The 14,442-nt window shown below is 74.4% G+C and carries 14 protein-coding genes; 8 read left to right on the top strand and 6 right to left on the bottom strand.

Annotated elements, in window-relative coordinates; all coding sequences use genetic code 11:
* Nucleotides 1-87 precede the first annotated feature (87 nt).
* From OHA72_RS29935 to OHA72_RS29905, 7 genes are all read left to right on the top strand, one after another.
* On the top strand, nucleotides 88-1,017 hold the full coding sequence (locus OHA72_RS29935) for an ATP-binding cassette domain-containing protein (RefSeq protein WP_327011126.1): 930 nt from the start codon (nucleotides 88-90) through the stop codon (nucleotides 1,015-1,017).
* Nucleotides 1,014-2,570, top strand: a complete 1,557-nt coding sequence (locus tag OHA72_RS29930) for an ABC transporter permease subunit (RefSeq protein WP_327011125.1) — start codon at nucleotides 1,014-1,016, stop codon at nucleotides 2,568-2,570. The genes OHA72_RS29935 and OHA72_RS29930 overlap by 4 nt, the downstream gene beginning before the upstream one ends.
* Nucleotides 2,567-3,355 carry an ABC transporter permease gene (locus OHA72_RS29925; protein ID WP_327011124.1) on the top strand — a complete coding sequence of 263 codons (789 nt, stop codon included), beginning with the start codon at nucleotides 2,567-2,569 and terminating at the stop codon, nucleotides 3,353-3,355. The genes OHA72_RS29930 and OHA72_RS29925 overlap by 4 nt, the downstream gene beginning before the upstream one ends.
* A 30-nt stretch (nucleotides 3,356-3,385) precedes the next feature.
* Nucleotides 3,386-4,261 (top strand): diacylglycerol/lipid kinase family protein, encoded by an 876-nt coding sequence (locus OHA72_RS29920; RefSeq protein WP_327011123.1) that lies wholly within the window; start codon nucleotides 3,386-3,388, stop codon nucleotides 4,259-4,261.
* Between the two features lie 166 nt (nucleotides 4,262-4,427).
* Nucleotides 4,428-5,342, top strand: a complete 915-nt coding sequence (locus tag OHA72_RS29915; protein WP_327011122.1) for a hypothetical protein — start codon at nucleotides 4,428-4,430, stop codon at nucleotides 5,340-5,342.
* 8 nt (nucleotides 5,343-5,350) lie between these two features.
* On the top strand, nucleotides 5,351-6,355 hold the full coding sequence (locus OHA72_RS29910; RefSeq protein WP_327011121.1) for an LLM class flavin-dependent oxidoreductase: 1,005 nt from the start codon (nucleotides 5,351-5,353) through the stop codon (nucleotides 6,353-6,355).
* Nucleotides 6,356-6,445: 90 nt separating this feature from the next.
* Complete coding sequence (locus OHA72_RS29905) at nucleotides 6,446-7,030, top strand: dihydrofolate reductase family protein (RefSeq protein ID WP_327011120.1); 585 nt, start codon at nucleotides 6,446-6,448, stop codon at nucleotides 7,028-7,030.
* Between the two features lie 21 nt (nucleotides 7,031-7,051).
* On the opposite strand, the gene OHA72_RS29900 is transcribed toward OHA72_RS29905, so the two are convergent.
* Genes OHA72_RS29900 through OHA72_RS29890 form a run of 3 tightly spaced genes read right to left on the bottom strand, consistent with a single transcriptional unit; the run spans nucleotide 7,052 to nucleotide 8,874 of the window.
* Nucleotides 7,052-7,468: a hypothetical protein gene (locus OHA72_RS29900; protein ID WP_327011119.1), complete on the bottom strand. Its 417-nt coding sequence runs from the start codon at nucleotides 7,466-7,468 to the stop codon at nucleotides 7,052-7,054.
* A gap of 5 nt (nucleotides 7,469-7,473) precedes the next feature.
* Nucleotides 7,474-8,259 carry a TetR/AcrR family transcriptional regulator gene (locus OHA72_RS29895; RefSeq protein WP_327011118.1) on the bottom strand — a complete coding sequence of 262 codons (786 nt, stop codon included), beginning with the start codon at nucleotides 8,257-8,259 and terminating at the stop codon, nucleotides 7,474-7,476.
* A 42-nt stretch (nucleotides 8,260-8,301) separates the two neighbouring features.
* Nucleotides 8,302-8,874 (bottom strand): TetR/AcrR family transcriptional regulator, encoded by a 573-nt coding sequence (locus OHA72_RS29890; protein ID WP_327011117.1) that lies wholly within the window; start codon nucleotides 8,872-8,874, stop codon nucleotides 8,302-8,304.
* Between the two features lie 86 nt (nucleotides 8,875-8,960).
* Between OHA72_RS29890 and OHA72_RS29885 the strand changes: the two genes are divergently transcribed.
* Nucleotides 8,961-10,223 (top strand): DUF2867 domain-containing protein, encoded by a 1,263-nt coding sequence (locus OHA72_RS29885; protein WP_327011116.1) that lies wholly within the window; start codon nucleotides 8,961-8,963, stop codon nucleotides 10,221-10,223.
* Nucleotides 10,224-10,655: 432 nt separating this feature from the next.
* Here OHA72_RS29885 and OHA72_RS29880 read toward each other — a convergent pair whose 3' ends face one another.
* From OHA72_RS29880 to OHA72_RS29870, 3 genes are all read right to left on the bottom strand, one after another.
* Nucleotides 10,656-11,060, bottom strand: coding sequence for a VOC family protein (locus tag OHA72_RS29880; RefSeq protein ID WP_327011115.1), 405 nt, complete (start codon nucleotides 11,058-11,060; stop codon nucleotides 10,656-10,658).
* Nucleotides 11,061-11,151: 91 nt separating this feature from the next.
* Complete coding sequence (locus tag OHA72_RS29875) at nucleotides 11,152-13,584, bottom strand: FtsX-like permease family protein (protein ID WP_327011114.1); 2,433 nt, start codon at nucleotides 13,582-13,584, stop codon at nucleotides 11,152-11,154.
* Nucleotides 13,578-14,327: an ABC transporter ATP-binding protein gene (locus tag OHA72_RS29870; RefSeq protein ID WP_327011113.1), complete on the bottom strand. Its 750-nt coding sequence runs from the start codon at nucleotides 14,325-14,327 to the stop codon at nucleotides 13,578-13,580. The genes OHA72_RS29875 and OHA72_RS29870 overlap by 7 nt, the downstream gene beginning before the upstream one ends.
* Nucleotides 14,328-14,442 lie beyond the last annotated feature (115 nt).

Genomic DNA, 14,442 nt, shown 5'->3' with positions numbered 1-14,442 from the left:
GCCGACCACGATGCCAGGTTCCAGGTGTCAGTGTGGTGTCCGCGGTTGTCACCGTGGTGTCACCGCGCCGCCCGTACAACGGGACCCATGATTGTCGTCAACGGACTCCGCAAACGGTTCGGGCCGCAAACGGCCCTCGACGGGATGACGTTCAGCGTCGAACCCGGCCAGGTCACCGGCTTCGTCGGCCCCAACGGCGCCGGCAAGTCCACCACGATGCGGGTGATCCTGGGCCTGGACGCACCGGACTCCGGCACCGCGCTGGTCGCCGGCCGCCCGTACCGCAGCCTCGACCGCCCGCTGTGCCACCTCGGTTCGCTGCTGGACGCGGGCGCGTTGCAGCCGGGGCGGACCGCCCGCAACCACCTGCTGTGGCTGGCGCACTCCCAGGGCCTGCCCGGCCGCCGCGTCGACGAGGTCCTGGAGGGCGCCGGGCTGCAGGGGGTGGCGCGCAGGGCCGCCGGCGGGTTCTCCCTCGGCATGCGCCAGCGCCTCGGCATCGCCGCCGCGATGCTCGGCGACCCGCCGGCGCTCATGCTCGACGAGCCGTTCAACGGCATGGACCCCGAGGGCATCATCTGGATGCGCCATCACCTGCGGGCGCTGGCCGCCGAGGGCCGGGCGGTGCTCGTGTCCAGTCACCTGATGAGCGAGCTGCAGGACACCGCCGACCATGTCGTGGTCGTCGGCCGCGGCCGGGTCATCGCCGACACGAACATCGCCGCGCTGCTGCACACGGCCGCCGCCGGCAGGGTCACGTTGCGCACCGGCGCGCCGTTCGTCGACGCGGCGGCAGGTGTACTGGAGTCCGCCGGCGCCGTGGTGAGCCGCGCCGGCGAGGGCACGCTGACGGTCACCGGCCTGGCCGCCGAGCGGGTCGTGGCGGTGCTGACCGCGGGCGGGGTGCCGTTCGCGGAGATCTCCTCGCACCGGGCCACGCTCGAGGAGGCGTACCTGGAGCTGACCCGCGACGCGGTCGAGTTCCGCGCCGCCGCCGGACCGGAGGCGACCCGATGAACCGCTACGCGCGGCTCGTCCACGCGGAATGGACGAAATTCAGGACCGTGCGCGGCTGGGTGATCGGGATGCTGGTCGCCACCGCCGCCATCGTGGGGTTCGGCCTGTTCCCCGGCATGGAAGGCACCTGCGGCACGCGCGGCACCGGCTCCGAGTGCGTGCTGCCGGTCGGCCCGGACGGGCAGGAGGTCACCGACGTGTTCACGTTCGTGCACCGGCCGCTCACCGGCGACGGCACCATCACCGCCAGGGTCGCGTCGATGACCGGCTCCCGGCCGGACCTCGCCCCCGGCGCCCACGGCGACGTCGAGGGCGTGGTGCCGTGGGCGAAGGCCGGCCTGATCGTCAAGGACGGCACCCGGAGCGGCTCCGCGTACGCGGCGGTCATGCTCACCGGCGGGCACGGCGTGCGCCTGCAGCACAACTACGTGCACGACCGCGCCGGCAGTACCGCCGCGGCGTCGACGCCACGATGGCTGCGGCTGACCCGGGCGGGTGAGCGCGTCACCGCCCTGGAGTCGGCCGACGGTGTCAGCTGGACCGGGATCGGCACCGTGCGGCTCGACGGCCTGCCGGCGACCGCGGAGGTCGGGCTGTTCGTCACGTCGCCGCAGTTCACGGAGTCGGTCGGCGCGGCCTCGGCGTCCGGCGGCCCGTCGAAGGCCACCGCCGGGTTCGACCGGATCAGCACGAGCGGCGGCTGGCAGCCGGGCACCTGGACCGTGCTCACCGGCGGACCTGCTGAAGGTCCGGGCTCCCCCGGCGCTCCGGACACCGGCGGGGATGCCGGCAACCGGGGCCCGGCGGGCAGCGGCCCGCCGAACGGCGCCGAGGAGACCGACGCCGGGTTCACCGTCACCGGCTCCGGCGACATCGGCCCGGCCGTGGCCGGTGCGGCGGGCCTGGGCACCACGATCAGCCAGACGCTCATCGGCACGTTCGCGGGCCTCGTGTTCGTCGTCGTGATCGGCGCGATGACGATGACCGGCGAGTACCGCCGCGGCCTGGTCCGCACGTCGCTCACCGCCGCGCCGCACCGGGTGACGGCCCTCGCGGCGAAGGCGACCGTGACCGGCGGTGTCGCGTTCGTGGCGGGGCTCGCCGCGGCCGCCGTCGTCGTCGGGTTCGGGCCGGACATCATGCGTGGCAACGGCATCTACGTCCACCCCGCGTCCACCGCGACCGAACTGCGGGTCATCGTCGGCACCGGGGCGCTGCTCGCCCTCGCCGCGGTCCTCGCCCTCGCGTTCGGCGTCCTGCTGCGGCGCGGCACCACCGCCGTCACCGTGGCGGTCGTGGCGACGGTCCTGCCGTACCTGCTGTCGATGACCGTCCTGCCGATCGCCGCCGGCGAGTGGCTGCTGCGGGTCACCCCGGCGGCCGCGTTCGCGATCCAGCAGAGCACCCCCCGGTACGCGCAGGTCGACGGCGTGTACACGCCCGCCAACGGCTTCTTCCCGCTGGCGCCGTGGGCCGGGTTCGCGGTCCTGCTCGCCTGGGCCGGTATCGGGCTGGCGCTCGCCGCGTACCGCTTCCGCAGGAGGGACGTGTGAGCACGACGCTGGTGCTACAGGACCGGACCTGCACCCGCGGGTCCGGGGCAAGGTACCTGCGCGCCGAGTGGACGAAGCTGCGCACCGCCCCGGAGACGTGGTGGCTGGTCCTCGGGATCGTCGTGGCGACCGTCGCCGTCAGCGTCATCGTCGCGGTCAACATGCCCTGCACCACCGCGGTCTGCGGCGGTGACCCGACGAAGGCCGTCCTCACCGGCGTGCAGCTCGGGCAGGCGGTCGTGGCGATCCTCGCGGTGCTCGCCGTCGGCGGCGAGTACGGCACCGGCATGATCCACGCCACCCTGGCGGCGATGCCGCGACGCACCGGGGTCCTCGCGGCGAAGGCCGTGGTCGTCACCGCCGTGACCGTCCCGGCCGCCGTGACCGCGGTCGCCGTGTCCGCGCTGGTGGGCCGGAGCGTCCTGCCGGCCGGGGCGTCGACGGCGACGGTGCTGCGGGCCACCGGCGGCTCGGTGCTGTACCTGCTGCTCATCGGGCTGCTCGCGCTCGGCGTCGCGGCGCTCGTGCGCAACGCGGCCGCCGCGATCGGGGTGGTGCTCGCACTGCTGTTCCTGTTCCCGATCCTCGCCGCCGCCGCACCCGACCCCGACTGGGAGCGGCACCTGCTGCAGATCGGCCCGATGACCGCCGGGCTCGCCGTGCAGGCCACCACGGGTCTGGACAAGCTGCCGATCGGGCCGTGGCACGGCCTGGGCGTCCTGGCCGTCTGGGCGTTCGGCGCGCTGCTGGCGGGGGGTGCCGCCCTGGCCGTCCGGGACGCTTAGCGGGCGCCGCCGATGGGTACCGAGGCGGATGTGAATGTCGCTGTCATCGCCCATGCCGGCAAGTCCCTCGGCGGGGGTCTCGACGAACTGCGGCGGGTCCTGGCCCGCGAAGGCGTCGAGACCCCCGACTGGCGCGAGGTACCGAAGAGCCGCAAGGCACCCAAGCAGCTGCGCAAGGCCGTCGAGGCCGGCGCCGACCTGGTCTTCGTCTGGGGCGGCGACGGCATGGTGCAGCGCTGCGTCGACACCCTCGCCGACACCGGTGCGCGGGTGACCCTGGCGGTCATCCCCGCCGGCACCGCGAACCTGTTCGCCTCGTCGCTGTCCATCCCGCAGGACATCGCCGCCGCCGTGCGCATCGGCCTGTCCGGCACTCGCCGCCGCTTCGACCTCGGCAAGGTCGCCGGCGAACACTTCGCCGTCATGGCCGGCGCCGGCTTCGACGCCGCGATGATCGACGACGCCGACCGGGGCATGAAGAGCCGCGCCGGCAAGCTCGCCTACTTCGGCACCGCCGTCCGCCACGTCGGCGACGACCCGGTCCAGGCCACCGTCACCCTCGACGGCACGCAGTGGTTCTCCGGCCCCGCCACCTGCGTCCTGCTCGGCAACATCGGCACCATCGCCGGCGGCATCGAGGCCTTCGACGACGCCAGCCCGTTCGACGGCCGCCTCGAGGTGGGCGTCTCCACCGCCCAGGGCGCCCTGCAGTGGGCCCGCACCCTCGGCCGCATGGCGTTCGGCCGCACCGACGACTCCCCGTTCGTCCAGGTCGGCAGCGCCCGGAAGGTCAAGGTGCGCTTCGCTTCGCCGGTCCTGCTCGAACTCGACGGCGGCGCCCGCACGCCGGTCCGCAAACTCAAGGCCAAGGCGGTGCGGGCCGCGGTGACCATTGCCGTTCCCTGACCGGCAGGGTGCCCGGCCAGGGAACGGCAAGGTCCACCACAAATCACCCATATCGCTGCGCTGGCTTCGCCCGCGTCATTGACGCCTGCCACAGCGACCGCCCGGCGGGCGGGTGACGGGGCGTCGAAGGGTGCGACGATGCGGCCGGGTACCGGAGGTTGACGTGATGGCTCGACGGACGTTGGCCGCGCTGGCCGTGGCGCTGCTCGGCGCCACGGTGCTGATCAGCGGCTGCGGGACCCGGGGCGCGACGGACCCGCCGCCCGTCGCGGAGGGCGGGGAGAGCGCGGACCGGCTGCGGCGGCAGGCACGCGAGGCGCTGGACCGCTACGACCGGGCGGTCGCGGCGGCCGGTGGCCGGCAGGGCATCGTCGTCGTCGGGGAGCGGACCGGGCAGGTCGGCACCTGGGAGGAGGACCGGCCCACGTACAAGGCGTCGCTGCTGGCCGGGAAGCTCGCCGCCACGGCGGCCCTGCCCGGGGCGCCGCGGGCCGAGGGCGAGGTGACGTGGGACGGGGGCGGGCGGCGTACCGTGGCGATCATCGCTGCGGACGCGGCCCTTGCCGAACTCGTCGGGGACGGTGCCGGGGACTGCCCGGAGTGCGAGACGATCGAGGTGACGGGGGCCCGGCTCGGCACCGCCCGGATCAACACGACGCGGGGTGCGGCGACGGCACCGGCGTGGGAGTTCACGCTGCGGGGCTCGGCGGTGCTGGTGACGAGGGTGGCGTTCGCGGCGTCGAGCGGGGTGACCGTCGAGCCGCCGCCGTGGGACGCGGACAACCCGCCGCGCGGGCTGCGCATCGACGCCGCGCGGGTGACGGGCACGACGCTGACGGCGCAGTTCGTCGGCTCGCCGCGGCCCGCGACCGGGCCGTGCGGGGTCGACTACACGGCGGAGGTCGTGGAGTCGGCGAACGCGGTCGTGGTCATCGTCGTCAGCCACCCGTTCCCGGGTGAGCGCGCGTGCACCGCGATCGGCGGGCAGCGCACCGCGACCGTGCAGCTCGCGGCGCCGCTCGGGGAGCGGGCGGTCCTGGAGGTCCAGCAGGGCACGCCGGTCCCGGTGACCGTTGAATAATCAACCACATGGTGTTGCAGAAGCTGGGGTTCCTGACGATCGGGCTGTTCGACGAGGCGGACCCGCGCCGCGGGCACGAGTCGACGCTGGAGGTGATCCAGCTCGGTGAGCGCCTCGGGTTCGACAGCGCCTGGGTGCGCCACCGGCATCTGCAGTTCGGGATCTCCTCACCCGTGGCGGTCCTGGCAGCGGCGAGCCAGCGCACCAGCCGCATCGAGCTCGGCACCGCCGTCATCCCGCTCGGCTGGGAGAACCCGCTGCGCCTCGCCGAGGACCTGGCGACCGTCGACGTGTTGTCCGGCGGGCGGCTCAACCCCGGGGTCAGCGTCGGCCCGCCGATGCACTTCGACCGGGTGAAGCAGGCGCTGTACCCGGACACCGCCGACGCCGAGGACTTCGGCTACGAGCGGGTCCGGCGGCTGCTGGACCTGGTGCGGGGCGTCCCGGTCACCGACGCCGGCGTGGAGGGGTTCGAGGTGTTCTCCGACCGGGTGCAGCCGCACTCGCCCGGTCTCGGCCGGCGGATGTGGTACGGCGGGGGCAGCCTCGCCTCGGCCCGCTGGGCGGGCGAGCACGGGATGAACTTCCTGACCAGCAGCGTCGTCAAGGCCGAGGAGCGCGAGGACTTCGCCGAGATCCAGCGCTCCCACATCCGCGCCTTCCGCGCGCATCACCCCGACGGCGACGCGGCCCGGGTCTCGCAGGGCCTCGTGGTCGTCCCGACCGACTCGGCGACACCCTCGCAGCGGCGCCGGTACGAGGAGTACGCGGCGCAGCGGACGCCCCGCACGGCCGTCCCGCAGGGCCCGGCGCGGATGATGTTCGCCCCGGATCTCGTCGGCTCATCGGAACAGATCGCGGAGCGGCTGCACGCGCACGCCGGGTATCAGGAGGTCTCCGAGGTCGCGTTCGCGCTGCCGTTCAGCTTCGAGCACGACGACTACGTGCAGATCCTCACCGACATCGCCACCCGGCTCGGCCCGGCGCTCGGCTGGCAGCCCACCGTTTCGTGACGGCGCCATGTCGATCCGGGAGCCGGCACTTCGTGTAGAGGGTGCGGGGCCGGCACCGGGCCGGCCCTTCGCACCTGGAGGTGGACGAGGATGCGCACGCTGACCGTCATCGAGTTCCTGACCCTGGACGGGGTCATGCAAGGGCTGGGCTCACCGGACGAGGACCGCGACGGCGGGTTCGAGCACGGCGGGTGGGGCGGCCCCTACTTCGACGAACGGCAGGCGGCCGCCGCCGTGGAGGGCCTGGCGTCGACGACAGCGTACCTGTTCGGGCGCCGCACATACGAGAAGATGATCGGCTTCTGGCCGTCGCAGCCGGACGACAACCCGATGGCCGCGCACCTCAACGCGACCCCCAAGTACGTCGCGACCGGCACGCTCACCGACCTGACCTGGAACAACGCCCGGGTCCTCGACGGTGCGACCGGCCCGGCCGTGCGCGCGCTGAAGGCCGGCGGCGACGGCACGATCGCCGTGCTCGGCAGCGGCGTGCTCGTGCAGGACCTGATCGCCGAGGACCTCGTCGACGGGTACCGGCTGTTCCTGCACCCGCTGCTCCTCGGCACCGGCAAGCGGCTGTTCCGCGGCATGGCCACGCCACGGCGGCTGCGGCTCGTCGACTGCACCCCGACGAGCACGGGGGTCGTCATGCTGTCCTACGACCTGCTCAGATGACGTGTTTGCGGGTGCGCGACCTCAGATGACGTGTTTGCGGGCGGTGTCGCGGGCGCGCGACACCGCCGGCATCCGGGAGCGCAGCAACCACGAGTCGGCCTGACAGCCGCGGCAGGTGCGCACGGCACCGACCGGGACGCGGGTGGCGCCCCGCACGTATTCGAGGCGGTGCAGCTCGACGAGCGGACGGCGGCACCGCCGGCACTCGTCCGGGTCGGTGCCGATCGCCGTGTAGGCGACCTCCTGCGTGGTGTACCGCACGGTCGAGTACGCCTTCTCGTCACCGACGCGCAGGTCCGGGTCGCGCGGTGCGCCCGCGTACGGGCCGGTGTCGGCGTGGGAGACGGCACCCGCGACCCCGCCGAAGATCCGGAATCGGCGGCGCAGCCACGCCATGAACTCGGAGCGGCGCTCGGTCGTGTGCTCGGCCTGCTCCATGCGGCTCACGTCCTTGGCTGGTCGGGCGGCGGCTGGTCGGCGCTTGCCTGGTCGGGCGGCGGCTGGTCGGCGCTTGCCTGGCCGGGCGGCGGCTGGTCGGCGTTTGCCTGGCCAGCGCTTGCCTGGCCAGCGCTTGCCTGGCCGGCGCTTGCCTGGCCGGGCGGCTGGTCGACATTCGGCTGGCCGGCCGGCTGGTCGGCGGGTGGTGGGAACAGTGCGGCCAGGACGCCTCCGGCGACCGCCGCCACGTCGGTGGCCGGGTCGACGGCGTGCAGGAGGGCGAGCCCGCCGCCGAGCGCACCCCAGGCGACGACGAGCTGCGGCAGCGGCATCGCGGGCCGGATGCCGAGCCGCCGGCAGTGCCGGTCGAGGTCGGCGGCGACGGCCTCGTCGAGGCGGTGCTGGGTGGCGGCGAGCGCGGCCGCGTGCTCCGGGCGGCCGGCGACCGCGGCGAAGTACCCGGCGGACACCGCGGTCCACCGGGTGGCGGTCTCGTGGACGTAGCCCTCCGGGTTCAGCACCCGCAGCAGCTCGTCGCGGCTCCCGGCCCGGTCGAGTGCTGCACCCATGCCTTGCAGGAGCGTGTCGGCGTGGGCGTCGACGATCGCCTGCCACAGCCCTTCCTTGCCGCCGAAGTGCTTGTAGACGGCGCCGCGGGTGTACCCGGCGTCAGCGGCGATCTCTTCGACCGTCGCAGCGAGGTACCCCCGCCGCAGGAACACGGCCAGGCCGGCCGTCAGGAGCTCCTCGTGGGTGCGGTCCTGCTGCTGCGCGCGGGTCAGTCTGGCCAACCGCTCCCACCTCAGAAACGATACGTTTCCAGAAACGGTACGTTACTGAGTGCCGCGTGACAACAGCATCGACAGGACGGTGTCCAGGTAGGTGCCCTGCGTCCCGGCGTCGTCGGGCAGCAGCTCCGGCATGCGGGCGGCGAGCTGGGCCTGCCCGACGTATGCGGTGTACGCCAGCAACGCCCGCCGCCGCGCCTCCCCCGCCTCGAACCCGGCCTCGGTGAACAACTGCTCGACGTAGTCGAGCCGGCGGCGGGTGACCCGCCGCACGACCGGCCCGACGAGGGGATGCTCGGCGACGGCGAAGACGTTGGTCTCCAGGCGGCTCGACCGCGCGTGCCCCAGCACCGTGGTGAACAGCAGCGACAGCTTCCGCGGCGGGTCACCGGCGGCCTCGACGAGGTCGATGATCGCGTCGGTGCAGGCCCGCTCCCACAGCTGCATGGTGGCCTCGACCAGCGCGTCCCGGTTGGTGAAGTGCCAGTAGAAGCTGCCCTTCGTGGCCCCGAGCCGCGCCGCGAGCGGCTCCACCGCCACCATGCCGAGCCCCCCGTCGGCGATCGCCGCAAGCGCCGCCATGGTCCAGTCCTCCGCACTGAGGCGCCGTTGTGCCATGCCCATACGGTAGCGTACGGTTCTGACCATACGGCAGCGTATGGTGCTGTGCCATGCCGCGGCCGGCAAGACCGCAGGAGGCAGTCATGCAGAACGTGCAGAGCCGCACCATCGACGCGCCCGCGGACCGCATGGGCGCCCTGCTGGACCGGCTCGCCACCCCCGACGACCCGCTGTGGCCCACACCCGCATGGCCACCGATGCGGTTCGACCGCCCTCTCACCCCAGGAGCAACCGGCGGCCACGGCATGATCCGCTACACCGTGCTCGAGCACGTCCCGGGCCGCCTGCTGCGCTGCCGCTTCGACCCCACGATCGGCGTACTGGGCGAGCACGAACTCCGCATCGACCCCGCCGCCACCGGCACCGGCACCACCGTCACCCACGTCATCCGCGGCGACCTCACCGGCGCGATGCGCATCCTGTGGCCCGTCGCGATCCGGTGGCTGCACGAGGCGCTGCTGCAGGACCTCCTCGACAACGCCGAACGCGCCGGGACGGGCACAGTGCGCGAACCGGCCCGCTGGTCATTGTGGGTGCGCCTGATGCGCCGCGCCGCCGGTCGAGCTGGTGCAGGCCGGGCCGGTGCCGCCCATGCGAGGACCCGCAACGCGGGTGCTGGCCAGACGGGCGCCGCGTCCGCGGGGGTCTCCTCCACAGGCGCCTCCCCCACAGGCGCCTCCCCCACAGGCGCCTCCCCCACAGGCGCCTCCCCCACAGGCGCCTCCCCCGCAGGCGCCTCCCCCACAGGCGCCTCCCCCGCAGGCGCCTCCCCCACAGGCGCCTCCCCCACAGGCGCCTCCCCCGCGGGCGCCTCCCCCGCAGGTGCCGCCCACACGGAGACCGGCAACGCGGGTGCCGGCCGCTCAGACGCCGGTCGGATCAAGAGGCCGCGGCGGGTCCCGCTGCCCGGCGGCGCCCGGCTCGCCGCCGGCACCCTGGACCACGTCGACCTGATGGACGCCTGGCAGGGCACCCGCCCACCGGGCGCGAGCACCGACCCGGCCGCGTGGCGCGCCGCCATGTTCGGCCGCCCGCCACGCTGGGTCGGCACCCTGATGCGCCTGCGCAACCGCATCCCCGGCCTCGAACCGCTGGACACCCGCGACGTGTTCGCCCCGCTGGACGCCCGCGACGACGAGGTCCTGTTCGGCGCCGACACCCGCCACTTCAACCTGCGGATCTCCCTGTTCGTCGACGCCGAGTCGGTGGTCTGCTCGACCCTGACCCGCCCCCGCACCCGCCGCGGCCGCGCCTACCTGGCCGTGGTCAGCCGGGTCCACCCCCTGGTCGTGAGGACGATGCTGGCCCGGGCCCTGCGCGCCGCCCCGTTCGCCCCCGCCACCTGACCACCCGGGTCTCGCCGCAGGATCCACTACTGCGGCCGAGTCGAGATCGGTGGCGTCGGTTCTCCACGACCCGGTGGAATGCGGTGACCCGGAGGATCGCCGTCACCCTGGGACCAGTGATCCACCGGGTTGCCGCGGGTCCGGTCGCCGTCGCGGAGGCACCTGGCAGCGGCGCCGGCGAGGCCTCAGGTAGCGTCGACTGTCAGCGCGACCCCGGCCCACCTCCGCCCGGTACAGCATGAACTACGAACGGTGATATGGTCGTGACGCGACTGGAGATCAATTAGGATCACTGGAGTAAGGTGCTTTGTAAGCGGCCGGGCACCCCACCGGACCACTCGACCTCAACCGCCACGGACGTTCTCATCGCCGTCGTGAACCGTCCCTCGCCTCAACGCGAACCGTCCCGCGACTCAAGCGTCGGGCGTCCGCTCAGGCGGCGGGGGTCTGTGCCATGATCGCGAGCAGGCCGCCGTCGGGGTCGGTGAAGAACGCCATCCACTCCTCGACGCCGTTCTCGTGGCGGTGGATCATGTGCGGCGCGCCCTCGAAGGCGACGCCCCGCCCGGTCAGCCGCTCGTAGGCGGCGTGGATGTCCGGCACCCGGAAGTAGATGATCGACTGGGCGGCGGGCGTGCCGCTGCCCTCGCCCTTGCTCAGGAACAGGCGCGTGCCGGCGCAGTCGAAGAACGCCAGGTCACCATATGTGTACAGGTGGGGCAGACCGAGCGCGCCACCGTAGAAGTCGACGGCGCGGCCGATGTCGCTCACGTGCCGGGCGATCTGCCCGATCCCGCCGAGCCGGAACCCGTCATCCACTGTGGACTCATCGGCCATCGTGGCCTCCCACCGGTCGCAAGCCGTACGTCCTGCCTGCCCTGACGATATGCCAGCCGGCCCCTCGGCGGTGGGTCGCCGCCCTGGCGCGTCACTCGCGGACCGAGGACAGCTGCCCGGGCGGGGTGCGCAGGGCGAGCGCCGCCGGCAGCACGCTCGCGACGAACGTGATCGCCACGCACGCGGCTGCGATCAGCAGGATCGGTGTCCACGGCACGACGGTGCGTGGGTCGGGGACGAGGTTGACGAGGCCGGCGCGCAGGCCGGCGAGCATCCCCGCGGTGACGGCGCCGGCCAGCAGCACGCCCGTCACGCCGACGAGCACTGCTTCCGCGCCGATCATCGTGAGGACCTGGCGGGGTGTGCCGCCGCCGAGGCGCAGCACGGCGAGGTCACGGCTGCGGGCGCCGATCGACATGATGAGGGTGTTTGCGATCGCGATCGACGTGTACACCAGGGCCATGCCGAGGACGGCAATGAGCGCCAGGTGGTTGAGCCGGCGCTGCTCTGCGTTGCGCTCGCGGAAATAGTCGGCGGCGGTCACCGTCCGCGAACCCACCACAGTGGACACAGCGGACACAGGGGACGCAGACGACGCGGCAGGCTCGGTGAGGTACACGGCATCGGCGCCGGTACGGGGAGCGTGCGCCGCCCGCAGCGCCCACGGCAGCAGGACCGTCTGGTCCAGATCGATCGACGGGGCGAGCACAGCCACCACCCGCAACCGGACCGGGGTCGCGTCGTCCAGCCACAGCTGCGCCGTGCCGCCCGTCCGCCAGCCCGCGGAGCGGGCCACGCCCGCGCCGGCGACGACGGTGTCGGTGCCCGTGAGGTCGGTGACCGTGCCCGAGCGCGTCGGCAGCCGCAGCACCCGGTCGACGCCGGGGCCGGTGTACATCGCGTCGAACTCCTCCGGGTAGTCGTCGGTGCGTACGTACACCACGGACTGCGCGGTGGGCACGCCCGTACCGGGGTCGGCGATGCCCGCGGAACCGGCCGGCAGGGCAAGCGCGGGCGCGGTGACCCGGGCGGCGGACGCGCGTTCCTCCGCGTCCCACAGCGTCGCGGTCGCGGCGAACGTCGCCGCCGCGATCCCGACGGTGACGAGGATCGGGGCGACCGTCGACGCGGTCCGCCGCACCCCGGAGCGGGCGTTGTCGCGGGCGAGGGCGCCGGCCACGCCGGGCACCAGGATCCGGCCGACGAGCCAGGCGAGCCGCGGCGCGACGACCGGTGCCAGCAGCGCGATCCCGGTGATGGCGAGCTGCGCGTCGAGCAGGACGAGGGCGATCGCCTCGCCGCCGAGCCCGGGCACGAGGGCGAGGAGGACGGCGGCGCCGCCGAGGAACAGGACGCCGAAGACCCAGCGGCCGGCGGTCATGACCCGGCGGTCGACGGACGCCTCGCGCAGCGCCTCGATCGGGCGGACCCGGCCGGCCCGGCGCGCGGCGACGGCGGCGCCGGTGAGCGCGACGAGCAGGCTCACCCCGAACGCGGCCAGCAGCGGCCACAGGATGAACCTGGCGGTGAACCCGGCGGGCGCGAACCCGGCGCCGGCCAGCCACGCCGCGAACGGCGGCGCGACCAGGGTGCCCGCGGCGCAGCCGGCGGCGCCGGCGACGACGCCGACGATGAGGGACTCGCCGAGGACCAGGCGGCGCACCTGGCGTGGGGTGGCGCCGGCGGCCCGCAGCAGCGCGAGCTCCCGGCGGCGTTGCGCGACGGCGAACGCAAACGTGCCGGCGACGACGAACACAGACACGAACACGGCGACGCCGGCGGTGGTGCCGAGCAGCGACGCGGCGACGGCGAGCAGGTCCCCGTCGGGGTCGGGTTCGGCCTGGGCGCGGCGGTCGCCGGTGAGGACCGCCGGCCCCGGCCCGACGGCGTCGCGGACCTGCGCGGCGGTGACACCGTTGACGGCGATCGCGTCGACCCGCCCACCGGCGAGCACCGCCGCGGCCGGGTCGGTGAGGTACACGGCGGGCGGCCCGGTGACGACGCCGGTGACGGTCCAGGTGCGGCGCCCCAGCGGGGTCCACGCCTCGACCACGTCGCCCGGGTGGCGGGCCGTCGGGGCGGCGAGCACGACCTGGTCGTCACCCGCCGGTGCGACGCCGGCGAGGAAGGTGTACGGGTGCAGCCCCGCACTCGACCACGGATGCGCGTCCCGTGCGACACCGTCGACGTCGACGGGGACGGACCGGTCGACGACGACGGCCGCGCCCGGCAGGGCCGCGAGCCGGTCCGCCGACGACGCGGGCAGCTGCTGCGGGCGGCGGGTCCGGGCAGACGACGTGTACCGCTCCCCGTCGCCCTCGTCGACCGTGATGCTGACCGTCTGGTTGCCGGTGACCACGACGGCGGCTCCGGTGTACCAGCGCGGCGGGCGTCCCTCGGAGACGGTCGAGGCGATCGTCAGGCCCGTCGTGGCCAGCAGGCACGCGCCGAGCGCGAGCGCCACGAACACCCCGGCGAAGGACGCCCACCGGGCCCGCAGCGTCTGCCTGGCGATGCTCAGCACGGCGCCGTCTCCAGGTCGGTCATGTACGCGGCGACGGCCTGCGGGGTCGGCCGGCGCAGCTCGCCCGCGACGCGGCCGTCGGCGAGGAACACGACCCGGTCGGCGTACGAGGCCGCCAGGGGGTCGTGGGTGACCATGATGACCGTCTGCCCGCTCGCGCCGTCCACTGTGGACGTCATGGATCGCAGCAGCCGCAGCACCTCCCGGCCGGTCGTGGAGTCCAGCGCGCCGGTCGGTTCGTCGGCGAACAGCACCGCCGGGCGGGTGACGAGCGCCCGCGCGATCGCGACCCGCTGCTGCTGCCCGCCGGACAGCTCCGCGGGCCGGTGCCGGCCCCGGTCGCCGAGCCCGACGGCGTCGAGGACCGCGCGGATCTCCTTGCGCGCCGGGCGCCGCCCCGCGAGGCGCAGCGGCAGCGCCACGTTCTGCTCCGCGGTCAGCGACGACAGCAGGTTGAACGCCTGGAACACGAACCCGATGCGGTCCCGCCGCAGCAGCGTCAGGCCGGTCTCCGACAGCGTGGCCAGGTCCGTGCCCGCGACGGTGACGGTGCCGCCGGTGGGCCGGTCGAGCCCGGCCGCGCACTGCAGCAGCGTGCTCTTCCCCGACCCCGACGGTCCCATCACGGCCGTGAACGTCCCGGCCGCGAACCCGAGCGTGACCTCGTGCAACGCGGTGACGGCCCCGTCGCCGGCGCCGAAGCGCCGGTGCACCCGGTCGAGGGAGACGACATCCGATTCCATGCCGTCCATTGCACCGGCCGCGACCCCCTCGGCACACGCCCGCACACCAGCCAACGCCGGTATGGCAGCCCCCACCATCCGCCGTATGGCAGGCACGACCGCATGATCCGCTACG

The organism is Dactylosporangium sp. NBC_01737 (genome assembly GCF_035963215.1).
Classification (GTDB): domain Bacteria; phylum Actinomycetota; class Actinomycetes; order Mycobacteriales; family Micromonosporaceae; genus Dactylosporangium.
This window is presented reverse-complemented; position numbering and strand designations above follow the sequence as displayed.

Excerpts from the sequence above, each read along its gene's own strand:
- OHA72_RS29915 (WP_327011122.1), top strand. The coding sequence starts at position 4,428 with ATGGCTCGACGGACGTTGGCCGCGCTGGCCGTGGCGCTGCTCGGCGCC.
- OHA72_RS29870 (WP_327011113.1), bottom strand. The coding sequence starts at position 14,327 with ATGGAATCGGATGTCGTCTCCCTCGACCGGGTGCACCGGCGCTTCGGC.
- OHA72_RS29885 (WP_327011116.1), top strand. The coding sequence starts at position 8,961 with ATGCAGAACGTGCAGAGCCGCACCATCGACGCGCCCGCGGACCGCATG.
- OHA72_RS29890 (WP_327011117.1), bottom strand. The coding sequence starts at position 8,874 with ATGGCACAACGGCGCCTCAGTGCGGAGGACTGGACCATGGCGGCGCTT.
- OHA72_RS29935 (WP_327011126.1), top strand. The coding sequence starts at position 88 with ATGATTGTCGTCAACGGACTCCGCAAACGGTTCGGGCCGCAAACGGCC.
- OHA72_RS29880 (WP_327011115.1), bottom strand. The coding sequence starts at position 11,060 with ATGGCCGATGAGTCCACAGTGGATGACGGGTTCCGGCTCGGCGGGATC.
- OHA72_RS29930 (WP_327011125.1), top strand. The coding sequence starts at position 1,014 with ATGAACCGCTACGCGCGGCTCGTCCACGCGGAATGGACGAAATTCAGG.
- OHA72_RS29900 (WP_327011119.1), bottom strand. The coding sequence starts at position 7,468 with ATGGAGCAGGCCGAGCACACGACCGAGCGCCGCTCCGAGTTCATGGCG.
- OHA72_RS29905 (WP_327011120.1), top strand. The coding sequence starts at position 6,446 with ATGCGCACGCTGACCGTCATCGAGTTCCTGACCCTGGACGGGGTCATG.
- OHA72_RS29910 (WP_327011121.1), top strand. The coding sequence starts at position 5,351 with ATGGTGTTGCAGAAGCTGGGGTTCCTGACGATCGGGCTGTTCGACGAG.